The sequence below is a fragment of the Ruminococcus sp. genome (assembly GCF_019417665.1).
In the GTDB taxonomy this organism is placed as follows: domain Bacteria; phylum Bacillota; class Clostridia; order Oscillospirales; family Ruminococcaceae; genus Ruminococcus_C.
Window position 1 is genome coordinate 1 of the sequence record NZ_DXUU01000002.1, and the last position, 21,454, is coordinate 21,454.

The window sequence follows — 21,454 nt, forward strand, 5'->3', positions numbered from 1 at the left end:
TCGCTACCTCCACCTTGGCAAGGTGGCGCTCTACCAGATGAGCTAAATCCGCATTCCGGAACATGTTGCAGTAAACTGTTACTACAGCAAACCGATACATATTCCATGGTGCCTCCGATCGGAATCGAACCAATGACACGGGGATTTTCAGTCCCCTGCTCTACCGACTGAGCTACAGAGGCATCACAGCATAAGTATGCTGCATGGCGACCCGGATGAGGTTCGAACTCACGACCTCCGCCGTGACAGGGCGGCGTTCTAACCAGCTGAACTACCGGGCCATTTGGTGGAAACTATAGGGCTCGAACCTATGACCCTCTGCTTGTAAGGCAGATGCTCTCCCAGCTGAGCTAAGCTTCCACATTGCTGTCATTCCGGTTTGTTTTGTGTTCCTCACCGGCGACTATTACAGTATACCACAATGCAAGGGGTTTGTCAAGCACTTTTTTCAAAAAAATCGAAAAAAAGCGAGTTTTGTGAAAACCGTATTATTTCAACAGAATTTTATGTTATATTTCAACAAAAATCAGGTTAATTTCGCCCATTCTCGCTACTGCGGTTGAACAGACGCAGTACTTCCAGCCGCAGTGCGCTGTGTTCCGGCTTTGACAGATCCGAATCCTCTTGCAGCAGTGCCCGGGCAGTTTCCTGTACCTCGTGGAGCAGCTGGGTATCATGTGACAGGTCGGCAATCTGTAGTGGCGGCAGACCGTGCTGGCGTTCCCCAAAAAAGTCTCCAGGGCCTCTCAGCTGCAAATCCGCCTCGGCAATCTGAAAGCCGTCATTGGTGCGGCTCATGATCTGCATCCGGGTACGGCACTCCTCCGTCACATGGTCTGTCATGAGAATGCAATAGCTCTGCACACTACCCCGTCCCACTCGCCCACGAAGCTGGTGCAGCTGGGACAGCCCAAACCGCTCCGCATTTTCTATCAGCAGAATAGTGGCGTTGGGTACATCCACGCCTACTTCAATCACCGTGGTACTTACCAGCAGATCCAGCTGATGGGCACGAAACGCCTCCATGACCTGATCTTTTTCCGCAGCTTTCATTCTGCCATGGAGCAGTCCCACCCGATAATCCGCAAAGGCACCATTCTGTATGGATTCCGCATAGCTGGAAACCGCCTGCAATTCACTTTCGTCCTTGTCATCGATCATGGGGCAGACAATATACCCCTGATGTCCCTCTTGAAGCTGTTCCCGGATAAAATTGTACGCCCGTGTACGGAGCTTTCCGGTGACGGCAAAAGTCTTGATGGGCAACCGTCCGTTGGGCAGTTCTTTCAGCACGGAGATATCCAGATCGCCGTAGATCATCAGCGCCAAGGTACGTGGGATGGGCGTTGCAGACATGACCAGCTTATGAGGGCAACCTCCTTTGTCGGCGAACAGGGTACGCTGAGCTACGCCGAAGCGGTGCTGCTCGTCGGTAATCACTAATGCCAGCTTCTGAAACTGCACTTCCTTTTGAAAAATGGCATGGGTACCTGCCACCAGCTGCACAGAGCCATCCTTCAGTCCGTCATAGACGGCACGCTTTTCCTTGGCACGGAGTGAACCGGTGAGCAATCCCACCGTAATGCCCAAAGGCTCCAGAAACTGTTTCAGGGTGTGATAATGCTGTACCGCCAGAATTTCCGTGGGCGCCATGAGTGCACACTGCATCCCGTTCCGGACAGTGAAATAACACGCCGCCGCTGCAACTGCTGTTTTACCGCTGCCTACATCTCCCTGGAGCAGACGGTTCATAGGCGCAGCACCGCAGAGATCCCGTATGATCTCCTGGACAGCGGTTTTCTGCCCCTGGGTCATCTGGAAAGGCAGGGCATCATAGAAGGGCTGCAAATCCGTTCTGGCAGCCATGGGATACGCCGATCTGGTGCGATTCTCTGCACGGCGCATAAGCATGCCTAGCTGTAATTGGAGCAGTTCATCAAAGGCAAGGCGACGGCGTGCCGTTTCCATGAGCGCCGGGCTGGCTGGAAAATGGACTTGCTCCAATGCTTGCGGCAAGGGCAGTAAACCATGCTCCAGGCGCATGGATTCCGGCATCCAATCGAATGGCTTCGCCTTTACAATTGCCATTGCCTGTTTCACGGCATTTACCAAAACCTGTGTGGAAATGCCGCTAGTCAAAGGATAAGACGGATAGATCAGTTCCTTAGAATTATCCGGCAGTACATGGGGCGCAGAAATTTCCCGGCGCAGGAGATTCCCCTGCATTTTTCCGGACATGCGATACCATTCGCCTGGATGCAGTGCCTGAAAGCCGTAGGGGTTATTATAGATCACAATCGTCACATCGGAGACGCCGTCTGTAGCAACTGCCTTGAAAATGGTCATACCCTTGCGGATATACTGGGGTGGGAATTTCCGTGCAATCTGCACACGGATCACGCATTCCTCGCCGGGCTGTGCTGCCGCAACTGCCACCGGGTGGCTATAATCCAGATAACTGCGAGGAATGTGATAGAGCAAGTCGTAGGGGGTCTGGATTCCCAGCCGTGCCATGGCTTCTGCACGCTTTGCGCCAATGCCCTTGAGCTGAGAGATCGGCTGAAACAGTTCGTCCATAGGCGTCTCCTTTCAAAAAGAATGGTTTCTTTTATTATAGCATAAATTTCAGCGAAACGCAAACCTTTGAGATGTTATGAAACAAAATAGAACGAACACAATTCCCCCGATTAATCTCCCTTACATACCCAACCTTTACGCCAGATCCAACACTATATAAGCAAAAAGGTCTCCCCTGTTATCCAGGAAAGACCTTTCTCATAAGACAAATATTTTTACTTAGCTGTTATAACCGCTGATTACCTCATCAATTACCGCAGACCATTCGTCACGCAATACTGCCCAGGAATCCTTATCGCCGTTCAGCAGCGCAGTGGTCAGGTTATTCATGACACCTCTTGTCTCATAGGTGTACTCGCCGTCACCGTACATTCTGCTGCCCATACCATAGCCGAAGTCAAATACTGGTGTGATATTTTTCGGATCTTTGTAATCCTGCAATGCATCATATTGTTCTTCCGTCACATAGGACTTCAGCTTGCCCTGTGCATTGTATTCCGGAATGATTGCCTTTTCCTTTGCAGCATCCTGATATTCGTCGATCATCGCTGCCAGACGCTCACACTTGATGTATGCAGCAACTGCATCGCCCTTATCGGAACCCTTTACCAGCATTTTCGCTGCGAAATTACAGTTCAGATAATATTCATCAGAGCCAGGCTGCTTCGGGAACGGTACGATCATCAGATCGTTTTCCTCTACAAATCCGTCATCACCGACTTCCGGATCCGGATCATGCTTTGTATTAGAGCTACCCAGTGCCCAGTCTGCCATACCAAAGAACAGCGTAGAACCGTCATCCGGCAGATAGCCGTACCAAGTGGGATCATACATGCCCAGGTTCATGATCTCTTCCATAATGCCCTCAGCGTCTTCAATTGCCGGGCTGCTGATATTATTGGCAAACTTTTCGCCATCATAAGTGACAAAGGTTTCGCCAGTAGACTGTACCATTGCCTGACCAAACCAACCGTTGATGCCATAGCGCGTCTCACCGTCACCTGCATTGGAAACAAAGGTCTTCATCATGTTCATGAAGGAATCCCAATCCCACTTATCGTCCTGATACAGTTCATAGGGATCATCCAGACCGTTTTCCTCGCACATAGAACGGCTATAGGTGATCAGCAGCGGATCAGACAGACAGTAAGGTACGACATAGTGCGAACCCTTATATTCAAACATATCAATAACGTCAGACATATCCGACCAGATATCATCGCTGAGATCCAGATAATCATCCAGCGGCTGATACTGATCCTTGGTAACACCATTGGGCACAGCATCCCACTCATAGGGGAACATGTCCACAGGGTCACCGCCAAGGATACGGCTTGCCAGCGTATCAAACTTTGTATCTGATGTACAGGAAACGTATTCTACACTTGCGCCATACTTGTCCTCAAAAATGGTCAGCGCAACGCTTCTGTCCTGGTTATTTGTAGGGTTCAGGTCATAATCTGCCAGCCAGTAGATCTTCTGTCCCTTGATATCCGGGTCATTTGCGACCATTTCATCGACCAGAGTGGTGTCTACCTTGACATCATCTTCCTCCTTATAAGCAGAATCTGCCGAAGAGGATTCCGCAGTAGAATTGCCCTCCGAGCCGCTGTCTCCGCAGGCAGCTAGCGATCCCATCATGGTCAATGCCATCAGCACAGCGAGAATACGTGTTAATTTCTTCATATTTTCAAAAACTCCTTTCCGAATTTCGAGTCACAAAGCAGTCCGTAAAGCCGAACCTGACATTTGTATTATAGCATAAAATACATGCCAGGTCAAGGGATATATTACATACAATCTGCATAAAATCCGCCGTTATTTTTTGGGAGTTGCCATTTGCAGTGTTTTATAGTATAATAATACCATTACACAATACAGGAGGACAGGTATGAAAACAGTGGAGATTTTTACAGACGGCGCATGCAGCGGCAATCCCGGTCCCGGCGGTTGGGGTGCCATACTGCGCTACGGCAGTGCGGAAAAGGAGCTTTCCGGGGGTGAACATTCCACCACCAACAACCGCATGGAGCTTTCCGGGGTGATCGCAGCACTCTCTGCCCTGAAAGAGCCGTGCAAGGTCATTCTGACCACGGACAGCAAATATGTGGTGGACAGCGTCACAAAGGGCTGGGTCTATGGCTGGCAGAAACGGGGCTGGATCAAATCGGATAAGAAGCCGGCGCTGAACGTGGATCTCTGGGAACAGCTTCTGCCTCTTCTGGAACGGCATGATGTGACATTTCATTGGGTCAAGGGACACGCCGGACATCCCGAAAATGAACGATGCGATGAGCTTGCGGTAATGGAGCGGGATAAGAACGCCTGATTTCCCAACCGCCGCCCCATATCATTAGCCATTAGTCATTTATTTTGCAACATAAAAAGCGAGAACCCCCTGCCGGATCAGGACAGGGGGTTCTCTGTATTATAGGGGTAAAAATGAAAAAATGAGATTGTCAAAAATCAACACAGCAACAAGCTTACTTCTTTCTTCTTGTTACAGTGTATGCACCAGCACCCAATGCTGCGGTTGCAATTGCACCCAGAACAACTGCGGCAATGCCGAAATCGCCGGTTTCAGAGGTCTTAGCATTATTGGTAGAGTTGCTGTTGGAAGAGCTATTGCTCTTGTTAGAGTTGCTGCTGTTGTTTCCGTTGGAATTATTGCCAGAGTTGTTGTTGTTTCCACCAGCTGCTGTGGTAGTAGTAGTAACTGCATTGCCATTTGCATCGGTTGCAGCAGTTGTAGTCGTGTCAGAGCCATTTTCGTTTGGAGCAGTAGTACCTTCACCATTGCCGCCAGCTGAAATGCCGCTTACAGTAAAGTTTACAACAACCTTATCGCCAGCAGCCAGACCGCCCTCAGGAGCAACATTCTCGCCTGTACCAAGGCTATTTACTGTCGGCTTTGTCCATACATTCAAAATATTTACACGAATGCTATTGCCGTCATCAGCAGTACGCAGTGCGCCTTCCTGACCGCTTGTGTAAGCCAACGGCGTAGATCCGCCGCCAACATGCTGAACTTCAACAGAATCAATTGTAATGCTGGCAGTACAGCCCTCAGGCAAAGAGCCATTCGGACAGCTTGCGCCCTCAGGAGCGAATGACCATGCGTTGATATCTGTAGACAAAATCATTGCTTCAATTGTCTCAGAACCATTCACCATTACAACGTCAACAGAATAAGAACCGTCGCCAGTGATCGTTGCTTCTGTACCAGTGGTATTATTTTTTGTCGGCGCCAGTGAATCCGTCTCGGAAACCCATTTGTAATCGCCGCCAGCCTGAAGTGCCAAAAACGCAGTATACGGTGCTTCTTCACGTGCCGGCAGATCAGCCGAAACAACCAAAGAAGTTACGGACAAAGCGGCAACAGCTGCAGCAGCAATTGCTGCCATCATTTTCTTCATCATCTTCATAGTAATCTCCTCCTAAAATAAGCAGGTACACTCGAACCTGACATTACATTCATATACATGATTATAGCACAAATCCACATTCTTGTCTATGCACATTTTGCCTAAATCTTGCGGTGGATTCCTGTGAAATCGCCGAAAAACATACAAACCCCGCTTGAAATTCTGCATTCATTTTCCTTTTACAGCGGTTTCATGCAATATTTGCAGTATTTCCCGCATAAGTTCCAGCGGCTTATCCTGCTCCAGCTTTACGCCAAGATAAGACTTCCCCACACTGCCGAACTGCACTCGTCCCCGATATTTCGCCGACAATGCTGTAATCATTTCCGGCGTAGGATGTTCCAGATAGAACAGCATACTGCCCGACCGCTGGGTGATCTCTGTGATACCCAGCTGTGCCGCCGTATTGCGCAGCCGGGAAACTGTAATCAGCCCCATGACTTCCTTTGGCGGTTCGCCGTAGCGGTCAATGAGTTCGTCCAGCAGATCCATTTCGTCCTCAGCCGTGTGCACAGATGCGATTTTCCGGTACATATCCAGCCGCTGACTGAGGCTTTCCATGTATTTTTCGGGAATGTGAGCATCGATCTGGATATCCACGGTACACTCTGCCGTTTCCTGAATCGGTTCGCCCTTTGCCTCTGCCACTGCTTCGCCCAGCAGGCGCAGGTACATATCATAACCCACAGATTCCATATGGCCGTGCTGTCTGCCGCCCAGAAGGCTGCCTGCCCCCCGGATCTCCAGATCACGCAGGGCAATGTGAAAGCCGCTGCCGAACTGGGTGAATTCCCGCATTGCCGCCAGACGGCGAGCCGATTCCTCCCGAAGCACCTTATCACGCTTGAATGTGAAATAAGCATAGGCACGGCGATTTGACCGCCCCACACGTCCTCTCAGCTGATACAGCTGACTCAGCCCGAAGCAGTCTGCATTTTCGATGATCAGGGTGTTTACATTTGGCACATCCACGCCTGTTTCAATAATGGTAGTGCATACTAGAATATCCGCCTCATGCTCTACCAATTTTCGCCAGATCTCAGACATTTCCGCTTCGCCCATGCGCCCATGTGCCACCAAGATCCGAGCATCCGGCAGATATTTCTGGAGCTTCGACGCAGTGAATTCAATGGTATCCACCCGGTTGTGGATATAGTACACCTGACCGCCCCGTTTCAGTTCCCTTTGGATCGCTTGTATCAAAGTCGGCTCGCTGTATTCCATAACATAGGTCTGAACCGGATAACGATCCTGAGGCGGCTGGGAGATGACAGACATATCCCGGATGCCGCTCATCGCCATATTCAGCGTCCGGGGAATGGGTGTTGCCGATAGGGTCAGCATATCCACCCCAGTAAACATCTCTTTGAATTTTTCCTTATGCGCCACGCCAAAACGTTGTTCTTCGTCCACGATCGCCAGCCCTAAGGCGTGAAATTCCACGTCTTTCTGAACAATGCGGTGGGTGCCGATCACAATATCCGCCTTGCCGCTTTTCAGTTCCTTGAGGATCTCTTTCTGCCGTTTCTGCGGCACAAATCGAGACAGCATGACCACATTCACAGGGAAATGCTCAAAGCGCCGCACCGCCGTCTGATAGTGCTGCATGGCGAGAACAGTAGTGGGCACCAGAATGGCACACTGTTTACCGCTGAGGACACATTTCATAGCTGCACGAAGGGCAACCTCTGTTTTGCCGAAGCCTACATCACCGCAAAGCAAGCGATCCATGGGGCGTTCCCGTTCCATGTCCTGCTTCACTTCTTCAATGCAAGCAAGCTGATCCTCTGTCTCCACATAGGGAAAACGTGTTTCGAAATCATGCTGCATCTCATCGTCAGGATAAAACGCAAAGCCCTTCGTCTTTTCCCGTTTTGCGTACAGCGCTAACAATTCATCCGCCATGTCCTTGACAGCTCTGCGGACATTGTTCCGGGTCTTTTGCCATTCCGGAGAAGAAAGACGGCTCAGTTTCACCCCGGCATCTTCCCGGGGGCCAATATATTTGGACACCATATCCAGCTGAGTAACAGGGACATAGAGATTTTCTTTCCCGGCATACTGGATGGTAATATAATCTTTGATAACGCCCTCCAACTCCAGCTTGCGGATACCCAGAAAGCGCCCGATACCGTGAAGTGCGTGTACCACCAGATCGCCCGGCGTAATATCTGCCAGGGTGCGGATCTCTTCCCCACGATGTTTTTTCTTCCGGTTGGGTACGGCACGCATGGTACGTGCCTGGGTGATCAGCGCAGTTTTGACTTCCGGATAGGCAAATCCCCCGGAAAGACTGCCGGTACGCAGATAGACTGTCCCGGCTTTCCAGACACTGTCCGACTTTGCCAGTTCGCACTGAATGCCGCTTTCCCGAAGATCCTGCTGCAAAATGGGCAGGGTTTTTTCACTGCCGGCATAGAGCATGGTGCAGTAACCCTGCTGACTGTATTCCAACAAATCCTCCGTCAGCTGCCGCAGTTCGCCGCCCCAGGGTGCATTTTGCAACGCTTCTACGCTGAGCAGCTTCTGGAATGTGACATGCTCGCCGCCCTGGAGAAAGTTGCTGAGATAGATCTGGAACATGCCGTCCATCCGGGCGGCAACTTCCGCCGGATTCTGATAGTAGCCTTCTAGCCTGCGGCAGAGGTTGCCTTCCTCCAGCAACAATTTGCAGTCCTCCTGATACTGTGCCATGAGACTGCGCTGGGTGTCCACAATAGCGCCGTATTCACTGAAAGTCACCATTTCCACGCCGTAATCAAACACCATAGACGGTGTCTCCCGGAGCAGCGGCGCATATTTGTCTAGATGCACCGGGATCATACCAGCATCCAGATTATCTGCATCTGCATAGAGTTTTTCCCGGGCAATTTCTGCATACTTACCGCACAGCGATTTCGCATGTCTGCGGATTTTTTCTGCCAATTCCGTCGGCTCACAAAGCGTCTCCCTTGCCGGCGGAATAAGCAGTTCCTCCACCGGATCTGTACGCCGCTGGGTATCCGGGTCGAACTGCACCAATGTATCAATCGTATCATCCCAGAATTCCATACGCACTGGTGCCTGCATCTGCACCGGAAACACATCCAGGATGTCTCCACGCACGGCAAACTGACCAGCACCGGAAACACCTTCACACCGGACATAGCCGCAGTCTGTGAGACGGCGGATCAATTCCCCCAGATCAGCAGTATCATCCCGATGCAGGAGTATGGTGTGTTGTTCCAGTATTTCCGGGGAAAGTGTGGGCTGAAGCAGTGCTTCCACGCTTGCGGCGACAACCCGGCACTGTCCCTGTTGTAGTGCCGTCAGTGCGGCAATCCGGGCGTGCTCATAGGCAGTGGTGATCCCTTCCACTGGCGTCAGCACCAGTTCCTTTGCCGGAAACATCCACGCTGCTGGTTCGTCCAGCATCGCATTGATATCATCGCAAAGCCGACGCGCTTCGGCTTCTTCGGCAGTCACTGCCAGAATGGGCGCTTGTTCTCCGCAGAGCGCCGCCAACAGATGCGCCTTGTGGATCTGTGAAACACCGGTAAAGGAAACCGGACTCGCACCATCTTTCCGGGCTTGCAGCAGCCCCCGGTATGCCGCCAGTTTTTCAAATGCTGCCGCAAAAAACTGCATGGTATGACCTCCTCATTCCTCATTACAACTTACAACTAAGAATTGTATTGATTCATTGCCTGATTGATATCGCCCCGGACGATCAGGTTTGCCGCATCCGCAGCGTGTTCCAGTGCCGGCTGAAGCGCAGCCTGTTCCTCCTCGGTGAATTTGGAAAGCACCCAGTCTGCCAGGTCGTACCGGGGATCAGGCATTGTGCCTACGCCCACACGGATCCGGGGAAATTCTTCTGTGCCCAGCTGTGCAATAATGCTTTTGATGCCATTGTGTCCCCCGGCGCTGCCCTTTCTACGAATACGCAGTTTGCCTGGTGCGAGGGAGATATCATCGTAAATAACCAGCACCTGCTCCGGCGGAATATGGTAAAAATCCGCCGCCGCACCAATGGCATCACCACTGCGGTTCATGTAGGTCGCCGGCTTCATGAGCAGACAGCGCACTTCACCTACCATAGCTTCGGTGCAATCCGCCTGGAACTTCATCTGACTGAGTCGGACGCCGCAATTCTTCGCCAGCTGTTCCATGGTCAGGAACCCGGCGTTATGGCGTGTATGTTCATATTCCAGGCCAGGGTTTCCCAGCCCGGCAATGATCCACGTCAGTTTGCCATGGAGTCTGCCGTCAGAACCCGACTCGATCTGGCGAAATAAGTCCATAATACCCATTTTTCTGTGAACCTGTTTCATGCGGCACCAGGTTCGCCCCAATGCCGCATGAATTCCTTTCGTTATTTTAAATGATGTGAAAAAACGTAATGTACGGGCGGATAATATCCGCCCCTACAAGTGCAACAGACAATTCAAAAAGCTTACTTTTTGCCGTTTTCATCTGCCGGGAACAGCTTATCCCGGAGCTTTTTCAGGCTGTAGCCCTCTTTTACCTTCAGGTCAGCACGTTCTACAGCAAGAGCATAGTCCGGCACATCCTTAGTGACTGTAGAACCGGCTGCGGTATAAGCACCCTTACCCAATTTCACTGGTGCAATGAGATTGGTGTTACAGCCGATAAAGCAGTTGTCCCCGATGACGCAGCGCTGTTTTTTCATACCGTCGTAGTTCACGGTAACTGTGCCGCAGCCGAAATTGACCTTCTTGCCCACATCGCTGTCGCCCACATAGGTCAAATGAGCAATGGCTGTCTGTTCGCCTACAGTGGAATTCTTGACCTCCACAAAATCGCCGATCTTCACGCCGTTTTTCAGATGAGAATCCGGACGGATATGTACAAAAGGACCTGCCTTGACAGCATCCTCGATCTCAGACTCGTATGCCTGCACATAATTCAACGTGACATGATCGCCAATGGTGCAGTTTTCAATGAGACAATTCGGACCGATGGTGCACTTAGAACCGATCTTGGTTTTTCCTTTTAAAATAGTGCCCGGCAGAATGGTCGTCTCTGCACCGATCTCCACATCACTGCCAATAATAATACCATCAGTGCAGACAAAATTCACGCCGTTATCCATGTGTTGATCCAGAACACGCTGACGTGCTACTTCGTTCAGATGCAGCAGATCCTTCCGGGTATTCGCGCCCAGGATCACATCAGGATTTTCACTGCGGTATGCACCGGCCTTCCAGCCATGCTCCAGTGCCAGACCTACAGTATCTGTCAGGTAATATTCACCTTGTGCGTTGGACTGAGACAGACCGCCCAGTAGTTCCAGCAGTGCCTTGGTGCGGAACCAGTATGCACCGGAGTTCACCTCATGGATGGCACGCTGTGCATCTGTGGCATCTTTCTCCTCCACAATGGCAGCAATACCATTTTCGCTGCGGAGAATTCTGCCATAACCCTTGGGCTGATCCAGTTCTGCTGTGATAACCGTGACTGCATTTTCCTGAGCCTCGTGAAGCTTCAGGGCATTGGTAATGGTGTCGCTGTCCATAAAGGGGGCATCACCGCAGAGCACCAGAGTGTTGCCATCATCGAATTCCCGAAGGAATTTGTCTGCCTGCATCACAGCGTGTCCTGTACCCAGCTGTTCCTCCTGGAGTGCAGTGCGATAACGATTATTCAGATAAAGCTCTACATACTGTGCCTTATAGCCAGTTACAACACAGATCCGGCTCATCCCTGCACCCTCGCAGGCACGGATCACCCAGCCCAGCATGGGAACATCCAGCACCTGGAGCATAGGCTTCGGAATGGCCGCTTTCATACGATTGCCATGGCCGCCGGCAAGGATCACTACTTGATTCATAATAAAATGCCTCCTGTATTTTTCGTCATATGGCATCAGGATGCAAATGGGCACACAAATCTGTACTGCGGCAGAAACAAGCTCTGCCCTGCATTCCATCTGCAAACTGCGCCGTTATCACTGTTCGTCCGGAGACCCCTTGCACCGGAACGAAAAGCCTTACTTTATATTATGACAAAATCTTGAAACTTTTGCAAGCCTTTTTGCAAAAAAAATTTGTGTATTGTGATTTTTGTATAACTTGCCACAAAAAAAGGGGCAGATTTTTTTTAAAAAATGTATAGTATTTTCAAGAGAAGTATGTTATAATAAAGATACGCCGGCTGGAAACGGAGAATTTGCCAGATTTTCCCTTTTGCAATCACGCAGCCGGAAACACAAACGAATTTAAAACTGGAGGTAGTTACCAATGGCAAACAAATGGGTTTATATGTTTAGCGAAGGCGACATGAGCATGCGCAACCTTCTCGGAGGCAAGGGTGCTAACCTGGCTGAAATGACAAGCATCGGCCTTCCTGTGCCGCAGGGCTTCACCATCACAACTGAGGCTTGTACACAGTATTATGAAGACGGACGCAAGATCAGCGACGAGATCATGGATCAAGTCATGGAAGGCGTCAAGAAGATGGAAGAGATCAACGGCAAGAAGTTCGGCGATCTGAAGAATCCGCTTCTGGTTTCTGTACGTTCCGGCGCTCGTGCATCTATGCCGGGTATGATGGATACCATCCTGAACCTGGGTCTGAATGACGATGTTGTTGCCGCTATGATCGCAGGCAACCCGGATCCGGCTTTTGAGCGCTTCGTATACGACTCCTACAGACGTTTCATCCAGATGTTCTCTGACGTTGTTATGGAAGTTGGTAAGAAGTACTTCGAACAACTCATCGACAAGATGAAGGAAGAAAAGGGCGTTCAGTACGACGTTGAGCTGACTGCACAGGATCTTAAGACTCTGGCTGAACAGTTCAAGGCTGAATATAAGAAGCAGCTGGGCGCAGACTTCCCGTCTGATCCGGTTGAGCAGCTGAAGCTCGCTATTGAGGCTGTATTCCGCAGCTGGGACAACCCGAGAGCTAACGTATATCGTCGTGACAACGATATTCCGTACAGTTGGGGTACCGCTGTAAACGTAATGCCGATGGTATTCGGTAACCTGAACAATCAGTCTGGTACTGGTGTTGCATTTACCCGTGACCCGGCTACTGGTGAAAAGAAGCTGATGGGTGAATTCCTGATCAACGCACAGGGCGAAGACGTTGTTGCCGGTGTTCGTACACCGATGCCGATCGCTCAGATGGAAGAGGAATTCCCGGATGCATATGCTGAATTCATCAAGGTTTGTGATACACTGGAAAACCACTATCACGACATGCAGGATATGGAATTCACTGTTGAGAACAAGAAGCTGTACATGCTGCAGTGCCGTAACGGTAAGAGAACCGCTCAGGCTGCACTGCAGATCGCTTGTGATCTGGTAGATGAAGGACATAAGACAGAAGAAGAAGCTGTTCTGATGATCGACCCGAGAAACCTGGACACACTGCTGCACCCGCAGTTCGATGCAAAGGCTCTGAAGGCTGCTACTCCGATGGGCAAGGGTCTGGGCGCATCTCCTGGTGCTGCTTGCGGTAAGGTTGTATTTACAGCTGACGACGCTGAATCCTGGAACGCAAAGGGCGAAAAGGTTATCCTGGTTCGTCTGGAAACTTCTCCGGAAGATATCACCGGTATGAAGGCTTCTCAGGGTATTCTGACTGTTCGCGGCGGTATGACTTCTCACGCTGCCGTTGTTGCTCGTGGTATGGGTACCTGCTGCGTATCCGGCTGCGGTGACATCAAGATGGACGAAGAAAACAAGAAGTTCGAACTGGGCGGAAAGACTTTCACAGAAGGCGATTTCATCTCCATCGACGGTTCTACCGGTAACATCTATGACGGCATCATCCCGACCGTTGACGCTTCCATCGCAGGCACATTCGGTCGTGTTATGGGCTGGGCTGACAAGTACAGAACCATGAAGGTTCGTACCAATGCTGATACACCGGCAGACGCTAAGAAGGCTCGTGAACTGGGCGCTGAAGGTATCGGTCTGTGCCGTACCGAGCACATGTTCTTTGAGGCTGACAGAATCGCTGCATTCCGTGAAATGATCTGCGCTGATACTGTTGAAGAAAGAGAAGCTGCTCTGGCTAAGATCGAGCCGATGCAGCAGGGCGACTTTGAGGCTCTGTATGAGGCTCTGGAAGGCAATCCGGTTACCATCCGTTTCCTGGATCCGCCGCTCCACGAATTCGTTCCTACCGAGGAAGAGGATATCAAGAAGCTGGCTGACGCTCAGGGCAAGACCGTTGAGGAGATCAAGAGCATCATCGCTTCTCTCCACGAGTTCAACCCGATGATGGGTCACCGTGGCTGCCGTCTGGCTGTTACTTATCCGGAAATCGCAAAGATGCAGACGAAGGCTATCATCAAGGCTGCAATCAATGTGAAGAAGAATCACCCGGATTGGACAGTAAAGCCGGAAATCATGATCCCGCTGATCGGTGATGTGAAGGAACTGAAGTTTGTTAAGAAGGTAGTTGTTGAAACTGCTGATGCTGAGATCGCTGCTGCCGGCAGTGACCTGACATATGAAGTTGGTACCATGATCGAGATCCCGAGAGCTGCTCTGACAGCTGACGATATCGCAAAGGAAGCTGATTTCTTCTGCTTCGGTACAAACGACCTGACTCAGATGACTTATGGCTTCTCTCGTGACGATGCTGGTAAGTTCCTGGGCGCATATTATGACGCAAAGATCTTCGAGAACGATCCGTTTGCAAAACTGGATCAGACTGGTGTCGGCAAGCTCATGAAGATGGCTATCGACCTGGGCAAGCCCGTAAACAGCAAGCTGCACTGTGGTATCTGCGGTGAGCACGGCGGTGACCCGACATCTGTTGAGTTCTGCCACGAAATCGGTCTGGACTATGTTTCCTGCTCGCCGTTCCGTGTGCCGATCGCAAGACTGGCTGCTGCACAGGCTGCAATCAAAAACAAGTAAGATCTGTTCTTTTTCATACGACCATAAACCTTACTGACCTTTGACAGTACCTGCACCCTGCGGACAAGCAGCCGGCAGAAGCTGTCGCAATGATTCCCGAATGTAAACATAGAAAAGCCCTTGTCTGGACGCAGACAGGGGCTTTTTTGGGTGCAGTATTCCTATTTAAAGCAAAGCGTGTTTTGGGCAAAAAAAATGCCAGGATAAACGAACATCCTGGACTTTCATATCATATAAAATCAGTAGAACAAAAGAAAGGAGACAACAAAACGAGTGATAAAATCAAATGAAAAAATCGATAAAACCATGAATAAAAAGAGGTTTTCAGTCGAAGACATTCTTTCATCCAATCAGCTTATCACCTTTTATATTATACACAATCTCCCTGCAGTCGTCAAGAGAATTTCGCTAAAAACCCGGAAAAATCGGTTTTTTTGTAGAAATGCACAAAAACAGCAATGCGGTTTTATTGATTATTATGAAAAATGCGTCGTAATTTCCGTAAGTTTTGTCGAATTTTGCCGCATTTTCCCGTACAATGTAATTCATGTATAACATTTTTCTCGTGTGGAATACTATTTCTGCACATCTGTAGAAAGCGGACAAGTATTTTTACAGCGAGTGCGGAAATGAGGTGAATACCATGTGGGATAAGCTAGCACTGATCCTGCTGATCATCGGTGGTATCAACTGGGGTCTGGTCGGCGTATTTGAATTTGATCTCGTCGCCTGGATCTTCGGCGGTGCAGCATCATTCATCAGCCGTGCGATCTATATTCTGGTTGCGATCTCTGCACTATGGTGTATGACGTTCCTCTTCCGAAGAGATGCACTGACAGAACCGTCAGCTGCAACGGAACGACGCTGATTCAGAGGGAGCCTGTAATAAGGCTCCTTTTTTTCGGCATATCCGAAAAGCGGCACGCATAAACATGTATCAGTTGCATCTGACTGCTGCATTTTCAAAGGAGGAATTTTTTCATGCCAAATCAAAACCAGCATCCCCGTACACCGGAGGAATATCAAGAGGAACTCATGCGGCTGTATCGCAATGCACAAGCAGCAAATCCAGCGCCGCCTGCTTCTGCATCATCCCAACCAACTCCTGCAACAAAACCTGCACCAAATCCAGAACCGGAACCCTCTGCACCGCCAGAGCCTGCCCCAGCACCGGAACCCACACCCATGCCAGAACCGATGCCTATGCCAGAACCTGTTATCCCTGCGGAACCAATGCCTATACCAGAACAGCCTGCCCCAGCACCGGAGATGGAAATTCAGCCGGAAACACAACAGAAAGAAAATGCCCCACAGACCGCTATTGGATGGATTCAGGTCATCGCCCGTTCCGCCGGAAATGCCAGAGCTATCCCTGGCGTTTCTGTTCTCATCACCAATGGCACTGGAACACAAATGGAATTGGAGCATGTGGCTGTCACCGACGAAAGCGGTGAAACAGAAAAAATTGCCCTGCCCGTTCCAGCAGCTTCCCTGTCGTTGGATCAGAATGAGAAATTACAGCCCTACAGCACTTATGATGTGAGTGTTTACGCTTCAGGCTATTACCGTCAGGTCAGCGAAAGTGTGCCGGTTTTCGCCGGCATTACATCCCGTCAGATCTTTTCCATGATTCCCCTGCCCATCTATCCCCAGGAAGAACCGGAAACCATCACATACCGCAACACAGAACCGAATCTTTAAGGAGAAACACTATGCCAGTCGGAGAACCTTATATTCCCAGAGACATTACCGTACATCTGGGGCGTCCCCAGGATGACGGAGAAAATGTCACCATTTCCTTTCCAGATTACATCAAAAACGTAGCATCCAGCGAAATTTACCCTACATGGCCGGAAAACTCTCTCCGTGCCAATATTTACGTCATTGTCAGCTTTGCCCTCAATCGTATCTATACAGAATGGTATCGTGCGAGAGGATACCCTTTTGACATCACGAACTCCACTCAGTTTGACCAGAAGTACATATATGGCAGAGAAGTATTTGAAAACGTTTCCCAACTGGTGGATGAATTGTTCAATTCCTACGTCCGCCGGCAGGGCAGCGTTGAGCCGATGTTCACCGCTTTCTGCAACGGTACTACGGTGACATGTGAAGGACTGTCCCAATGGGGAACTGTCCCCCTGGCACAACAGGGCATGACGCCGTATGAGATCCTGAAATATTATTATGGCGACAACATTGATATTGTAACAAATGTGCCCGTTATGACAAATACACCTTCCTATCCTGGATTCCCCCTGGAGTTGGGATACAGCGGCGACCCGGTGCGTACCATTCAGGTTCAGCTGAACCGCATTTCCAGAAACTACCCTGCGATTCCGAAGATCGGTGATGTGGTAGGCGATTTCGACTATATCACAGAGGAAGCCGTAAAAGTCTTTCAGGATATTTTTGGACTGCCGGAAACTGGCGTGGTCAACGAAGCAACCTGGTATCAAATTGCCTACATTTTCACCAGCGTCAAGAATCTGGCGGAACTGAATTCAGAGGGACTGACCATGGAAGAAGTGGAACAGCAGTTTACGGGCACGCTGCAGATCGGCATGCAGGGGCAGGATGTCCGCACCATTCAGTATTATCTTGCTGTCATTGGCGCTTATTATGCAGCAGTGCAGCCTGTGGAGATCACTGGATATTTCGGGGCGCAGACGGAGACTTCCGTGAAATCTTTGCAGCAAGTATTCGGGTTGCCTCAGACAGGAATCGTGGACGGTGACACTTGGTATGCTATGTTTGACGCATATTCCGGCATTGTAGAATCCGTTCCCATAGATACCACCGTCAATGACGTGGTGCTATATCCGGGCGTTGTCCTGCGGGAAGGCACTACCAGCGAATATGTGAAACTGCTGCAAACGTATCTCTCTTTCATCCACGAGACTTATCCAGAGATCCCGGCGGTAAATGCCACAGGCTATTTCGGCCCCATGACAAAGGCATCCGTTATTGCCTTTCAGCGACAGTTCGGTTATCCTCAGAACGGTGTCGTAGGTGCAGCTGCCTGGAATGCCATTACGAGTCTGTATTCAGATCTGAAATATGGGTATAACAAGCAGCCGTATCAAGCACCGGGATATATTATCAGATAAGGAGATGCGCAAATGGCTTATACCGAAGAACAAAAACGGGAACATATCCGGGAATTGCAGACCTATTTGCATGGGCTTTCCCATGTGCAAGACCTGCCACGTGTTGCACCGGACGGCATCTATGACCCTAAAACTGCCGCCGCTGTCCGGGAATTTCAACAGAAAAACCAGCTTCGCCCCAATGGCGCAGCAAATACCGCCACGTGGAATGCCCTTGTGGAAGCATATCTGGATGAAGTCGTACCACCGCTGAATGCCGTTGTCCTTTTTCCGGCGGGAATCTGCAGTTATTCTCTCGGCGATAAAGGTGCCAGCGTGTATCTGATTCAGGGTATCCTACAAGCGATCCAATCGATTTTCCCCCAGCTGCCGCCTGTGCAGGCAAACGGTATATTTGACAATACCACCGCACACGCAGTCCAGGAATTCCAGAAACTGACCAGTGCTCCACCGTCCGGGGAAGTCGATGCGGCAACCTGGAATCGGCTCGTTGCTGCACTGGACAATGAGGTAAACGTGATGCCAAAAAGAGAATCACTGACGTGGGATTGATAAGAGTATGTGGAAGCCACTTCTGATGCTGTGTGTCAGAAATGGCTTCTTTTTTATGATTGGATTGACTTTTCTTTCTTCCGGTGGTATAATTTTGGTGTGACGATAAATCGAAATTTGAGGAGGTGAATGATATGAAGAAATGTATTAGATGTGAATCTGAAATGATTGAAAACTACGATGTAAAAGTAGAAGGTGCGGCATATGGCTTGAAAATTACGAAACAGGGAATATTCAAAGACAATCTTGGTAAGGTGCAAGCTGCCGTTTGTCCGGAATGCGGCTATATTGAATTCTATTTGGATGATATTTCTAAAATTAAAAAATAATGGGAAATTTCAATTCGCCTGTAAAATCAAAAAAACCTGAGAAGATCAAAATCTTCCCAGGTTTTTTGTTATAATGTCACGCCACCTTTACAAGTGCGGATTTTTACTGCATATTCACCAGATCATCCGATACTGCGCTGAAAAAGGCTTCACATGAGACGGATGAGCTTTGGCATAATTCAGAATCTGATGCAGTGTGTCAGAAGTGGCTTTGCGTTTTTTGTGTTTGACTGAATTGACTTTTCTTTTTTTCGGTGGTATAATTGGTATGATAATAAATCGGAAGTTGGAGGAAAGAAAATGCTTACACATATCGGCACGAATACCATTGAAACAGAAAGATTAATTCTTCGCAGATTTGAATATTCAGATAATGCATCAATGCGAAAAAACTGGATCGCCGATAAAAAGATACAATCTTTATACCGTGAACCGGTTTACACAACGGAATTAGAAGTAAAAGAACTTCTTGATAAATATATCGGCTCATATGAAAAAGAAGACTATTATCGTTGGGCTATAATAGATAAAATATCCCTAGACTGCATAGGTCAAATAGCATACTACCTTGTTGACAGTAAGAATAACTTTGCGGAGATAGAATATTGTATCGGTTCGGATTTTCAGTGCAAAGGTCTTGCAACAGAAGCAACAAAGGCGGTTATCGCATATGGATTTGAAAAAATCAAATTGCATAAAGTTCAAATATGCACAATGACGATCAACAGTGCATCAAAAAGAGTCATTGAAAAATGTGGTTTTACATATGAAGGTACATTAAGAGACTGCTTCTTTATAGATGATAAATATATCGGAAGACTATATTATTCCATTTTAAAAGATGAGTACGAAAAATATGAATCTATTTAACAGGATAAATTTCAATTTGTCCGTAAGATCAAAAAACCTGAGAAGAACAAAATCTTCCCAGGTTATTTTTCGTTATAACGTCATCCCCACCTTTACAGGTACGGATTTTTGCTGCATGTTCACCAGATCATCCGATACTGCGCCGAAAAGGGCTTCACATGGGACGGATGCGCTTTGGCATAGTTCAGAATCTGCTGTGCCAGTCCCTGGGACAAGAAATCCCGGAGCTGCTTCTCTGTATACTGCTCCATGCCCGGACAATAAGACGCCACGGCGATCCGCAAAGCGCCGGTCTCATCCTGCATCATGCGGAACGGCCAGATCTTGCAGTCAAAGGGCTTTTCGTCACCCATAATACAGCCAGACTCTCCCAGCATGGGACAGGCGTAGATTTCATTCTCTCGGAGTTCCGGTGCGGTAAAGGTCTGTTCCTCGCCTGCCGCTGTAAGAGCGACAGCAGAATCTCTACGGTGAACGGCTTCTACAGTTTCCGCCGGCAGCACCGGCAGTTCCCAGAGGTCAGTACAGTCAAAACCGCAGCAAAGCCTGCATTCTGCACAGGTCTTGGGGGAAAGGATTTGTTTCAGCATAATCACAATCAGTCAATGGGCACAATCCAGCCGAATTCATCCGGAATCTTGCCCCACTGGATACCAGTCAGGGTGTCATAGATCATCTGGGAAACAGGTCCGATCTTGTTGTCATTAATGACCATGACCTTATCGCCCCACTTCAGGTGGCCTACCGGGGAAATAACTGCGGCAGTACCGGTGCCGAATACTTCTGTCAGCTTGCCTGCATCATAGGCATCGGCGATCTCCTGGATGGTGATACGGCGCTCAGAAACCGGAATGCCCTTGCTGCGGCACAGTTCCAAAGCGGATTTTCTAGTGATACCCGACAGAATCGAGCCAGTCTCCAGAGACGGAGTCACTACCTCGCCGTCAATGACAAAGGCAATGTTCATGGCGCCTACTTCTTCGATGTACTTCTGCTCTACGCCGTCCAGCCACAGTACCTGGGAGTAGCCCTGTTTATAGGCATCATCCTGGCTGTGGAGCGAAGCTGCATAGTTACCGCCAGTCTTGGCATAACCCATGCCGCCGCGGACGGTGCGGACATACTTGTTTTCCACATAGATGTTGACCGGATCCAGGCCAGAAGCATAGTACGGGCCAGACGGAGACAGGATAATCATAAACAGGTAATGTTCACCCGGATGTACGCCCAGGAAGGGATCTGTTGCGAAAATGTACGGACGGATATAAAGGGACGCACCCTCCTGATGCGGAACCCAATCCTTTTCTACAGAAACCAGTTCCTTCAGGCACTGCAAGCCCAGTTCTACGGGCAATTCCGGAATAACCAGACGCTCGTTGGAACGGTTCAGACGCTTAAAGTTCTCCTCCGGACGGAACAGCTGTACGCCGCCGTCTGCACGACGGTATGCTTTCAGTCCCTCGAACACGGTCTGACCGTAGTGCAGGCACATTGCCGCCGGGCTGAGGGTGATATCCCCATAAGGCAGGATCACTGGATCATGCCAGCCCTGTCCCTCGTCATAGGGCATCATGAGCATATGATCCGTGAAGATATGACCGAAGCCCAGCTTGCTCTCGTCCTGGGGCTTCTCCTTCGGACATGTGGTCGATTGTTTCTTGATTTCCATCTCAAAAACCTCTTTTTTGATAGTTTTGCCGCAAATCGTCAGG

16 protein-coding genes and 3 tRNA genes are annotated in these 21,454 nt (G+C 49.5%); 8 read left to right on the forward strand and 11 right to left on the reverse strand.

Annotated elements, in window-relative coordinates; genetic code table 11:
• Positions 1–106: 106 nt before the first annotated feature.
• The 5 genes from QZ375_RS00685 to QZ375_RS00705 all read right to left on the reverse strand — a co-directional run bounded on the left by QZ375_RS00685 (position 107) and on the right by QZ375_RS00705 (position 4,263).
• A tRNA-Phe gene (locus QZ375_RS00685) sits at positions 107–182 on the reverse strand.
• A gap of 22 nt (positions 183–204) precedes the next feature.
• Positions 205–281, reverse strand: a tRNA-Asp gene (locus QZ375_RS00690).
• Between the two features lie 3 nt (positions 282–284).
• Positions 285–360: transfer RNA gene (locus QZ375_RS00695), tRNA-Val, on the reverse strand.
• A 171-nt stretch (positions 361–531) separates the two neighbouring features.
• Positions 532–2,577 (reverse strand): ATP-dependent DNA helicase RecG, encoded by a 2,046-nt coding sequence (gene recG, locus QZ375_RS00700; protein WP_295214057.1) that lies wholly within the window; start codon positions 2,575–2,577, stop codon positions 532–534.
• Positions 2,578–2,796: 219 nt separating this feature from the next.
• Positions 2,797–4,263: an extracellular solute-binding protein gene (locus QZ375_RS00705; protein ID WP_295214058.1), complete on the reverse strand. Its 1,467-nt coding sequence runs from the start codon at positions 4,261–4,263 to the stop codon at positions 2,797–2,799.
• A gap of 205 nt (positions 4,264–4,468) precedes the next feature.
• Between QZ375_RS00705 and rnhA the strand changes: the two genes are divergently transcribed.
• Positions 4,469–4,906, forward strand: coding sequence for a ribonuclease HI (gene rnhA / locus QZ375_RS00710; RefSeq protein WP_295214059.1), 438 nt, complete (start codon positions 4,469–4,471; stop codon positions 4,904–4,906).
• 154 nt (positions 4,907–5,060) lie between these two features.
• Here rnhA and QZ375_RS00715 read toward each other — a convergent pair whose 3' ends face one another.
• From QZ375_RS00715 to glmU, 4 genes are all read right to left on the reverse strand, one after another.
• Complete coding sequence (locus QZ375_RS00715) at positions 5,061–6,002, reverse strand: hypothetical protein (protein ID WP_295214060.1); 942 nt, start codon at positions 6,000–6,002, stop codon at positions 5,061–5,063.
• 168 nt (positions 6,003–6,170) lie between these two features.
• A complete protein-coding gene (mfd, locus tag QZ375_RS00720) occupies positions 6,171–9,629 on the reverse strand; it encodes a transcription-repair coupling factor (RefSeq protein WP_295214061.1) in 3,459 nt (1,152 codons plus the stop codon).
• Positions 9,630–9,664: 35 nt separating this feature from the next.
• Positions 9,665–10,315: an aminoacyl-tRNA hydrolase gene (gene pth, locus QZ375_RS00725; RefSeq protein WP_295214062.1), complete on the reverse strand. Its 651-nt coding sequence runs from the start codon at positions 10,313–10,315 to the stop codon at positions 9,665–9,667.
• A gap of 122 nt (positions 10,316–10,437) precedes the next feature.
• Positions 10,438–11,835, reverse strand: a complete 1,398-nt coding sequence (glmU, locus tag QZ375_RS00730; RefSeq protein ID WP_295214063.1) for a bifunctional UDP-N-acetylglucosamine diphosphorylase/glucosamine-1-phosphate N-acetyltransferase GlmU — start codon at positions 11,833–11,835, stop codon at positions 10,438–10,440.
• A 409-nt stretch (positions 11,836–12,244) separates the two neighbouring features.
• On the opposite strand from glmU, the gene ppdK reads away from it, so the two are divergent.
• The 7 genes from ppdK to QZ375_RS00765 all read left to right on the forward strand — a co-directional run bounded on the left by ppdK (position 12,245) and on the right by QZ375_RS00765 (position 19,742).
• The gene (gene ppdK, locus QZ375_RS00735) at positions 12,245–14,881 is read left to right on the forward strand and encodes a pyruvate, phosphate dikinase (RefSeq protein WP_295214064.1); all 2,637 of its coding nucleotides are present in this window, start codon (positions 12,245–12,247) and stop codon (positions 14,879–14,881) included.
• Between the two features lie 643 nt (positions 14,882–15,524).
• Entirely contained in the window at positions 15,525–15,749 is a 225-nt protein-coding gene (locus QZ375_RS00740; protein ID WP_295214065.1) for a DUF378 domain-containing protein, read from the forward strand.
• A gap of 113 nt (positions 15,750–15,862) precedes the next feature.
• On the forward strand, positions 15,863–16,582 hold the full coding sequence (locus tag QZ375_RS00745; RefSeq protein WP_295214066.1) for a carboxypeptidase-like regulatory domain-containing protein: 720 nt from the start codon (positions 15,863–15,865) through the stop codon (positions 16,580–16,582).
• An 11-nt stretch (positions 16,583–16,593) separates the two neighbouring features.
• The gene (locus tag QZ375_RS00750; protein WP_295214067.1) at positions 16,594–17,991 is read left to right on the forward strand and encodes a peptidoglycan-binding protein; all 1,398 of its coding nucleotides are present in this window, start codon (positions 16,594–16,596) and stop codon (positions 17,989–17,991) included.
• 12 nt (positions 17,992–18,003) lie between these two features.
• Positions 18,004–18,543, forward strand: a complete 540-nt coding sequence (locus QZ375_RS00755) for a peptidoglycan-binding protein (protein ID WP_295214068.1) — start codon at positions 18,004–18,006, stop codon at positions 18,541–18,543.
• 134 nt (positions 18,544–18,677) lie between these two features.
• Positions 18,678–18,872 (forward strand): nucleic acid-binding protein, encoded by a 195-nt coding sequence (locus QZ375_RS00760; RefSeq protein ID WP_295214069.1) that lies wholly within the window; start codon positions 18,678–18,680, stop codon positions 18,870–18,872.
• Positions 18,873–19,172: 300 nt separating this feature from the next.
• Entirely contained in the window at positions 19,173–19,742 is a 570-nt protein-coding gene (locus QZ375_RS00765) for a GNAT family protein (protein ID WP_295214070.1), read from the forward strand.
• A gap of 119 nt (positions 19,743–19,861) precedes the next feature.
• Here QZ375_RS00765 and QZ375_RS00770 read toward each other — a convergent pair whose 3' ends face one another.
• Together QZ375_RS00770 and QZ375_RS00775 are read right to left on the reverse strand one after the other, a co-directional pair.
• Positions 19,862–20,332, reverse strand: coding sequence for a hypothetical protein (locus QZ375_RS00770; protein ID WP_295214071.1), 471 nt, complete (start codon positions 20,330–20,332; stop codon positions 19,862–19,864).
• 8 nt (positions 20,333–20,340) lie between these two features.
• Complete coding sequence (locus QZ375_RS00775; protein WP_295214072.1) at positions 20,341–21,411, reverse strand: branched-chain amino acid aminotransferase; 1,071 nt, start codon at positions 21,409–21,411, stop codon at positions 20,341–20,343.
• Positions 21,412–21,454 lie beyond the last annotated feature (43 nt).

Bases quoted from the DNA above. Each gene is read 5' to 3' on its own strand.
- ppdK (WP_295214064.1), top strand. From the start codon at position 12,245: ATGGCAAACAAATGGGTTTATATGTTTAGCGAAGGCGACATGAGCATG.
- QZ375_RS00775 (WP_295214072.1), bottom strand. From the start codon at position 21,411: ATGGAAATCAAGAAACAATCGACCACATGTCCGAAGGAGAAGCCCCAG.
- mfd (WP_295214061.1), bottom strand. From the start codon at position 9,629: ATGCAGTTTTTTGCGGCAGCATTTGAAAAACTGGCGGCATACCGGGGG.
- pth (WP_295214062.1), bottom strand. From the start codon at position 10,315: ATGAAACAGGTTCACAGAAAAATGGGTATTATGGACTTATTTCGCCAG.
- QZ375_RS00755 (WP_295214068.1), top strand. From the start codon at position 18,004: ATGGCTTATACCGAAGAACAAAAACGGGAACATATCCGGGAATTGCAG.
- rnhA (WP_295214059.1), top strand. From the start codon at position 4,469: ATGAAAACAGTGGAGATTTTTACAGACGGCGCATGCAGCGGCAATCCC.
- QZ375_RS00750 (WP_295214067.1), top strand. From the start codon at position 16,594: ATGCCAGTCGGAGAACCTTATATTCCCAGAGACATTACCGTACATCTG.
- QZ375_RS00770 (WP_295214071.1), bottom strand. From the start codon at position 20,332: ATGCTGAAACAAATCCTTTCCCCCAAGACCTGTGCAGAATGCAGGCTT.
- QZ375_RS00745 (WP_295214066.1), top strand. From the start codon at position 15,863: ATGCCAAATCAAAACCAGCATCCCCGTACACCGGAGGAATATCAAGAG.
- QZ375_RS00760 (WP_295214069.1), top strand. From the start codon at position 18,678: ATGAAGAAATGTATTAGATGTGAATCTGAAATGATTGAAAACTACGAT.
- QZ375_RS00740 (WP_295214065.1), top strand. From the start codon at position 15,525: ATGTGGGATAAGCTAGCACTGATCCTGCTGATCATCGGTGGTATCAAC.
- recG (WP_295214057.1), bottom strand. From the start codon at position 2,577: ATGGACGAACTGTTTCAGCCGATCTCTCAGCTCAAGGGCATTGGCGCA.
- QZ375_RS00715 (WP_295214060.1), bottom strand. From the start codon at position 6,002: ATGAAGATGATGAAGAAAATGATGGCAGCAATTGCTGCTGCAGCTGTT.
- glmU (WP_295214063.1), bottom strand. From the start codon at position 11,835: ATGAATCAAGTAGTGATCCTTGCCGGCGGCCATGGCAATCGTATGAAA.
- QZ375_RS00705 (WP_295214058.1), bottom strand. From the start codon at position 4,263: ATGAAGAAATTAACACGTATTCTCGCTGTGCTGATGGCATTGACCATG.
- QZ375_RS00765 (WP_295214070.1), top strand. From the start codon at position 19,173: ATGCTTACACATATCGGCACGAATACCATTGAAACAGAAAGATTAATT.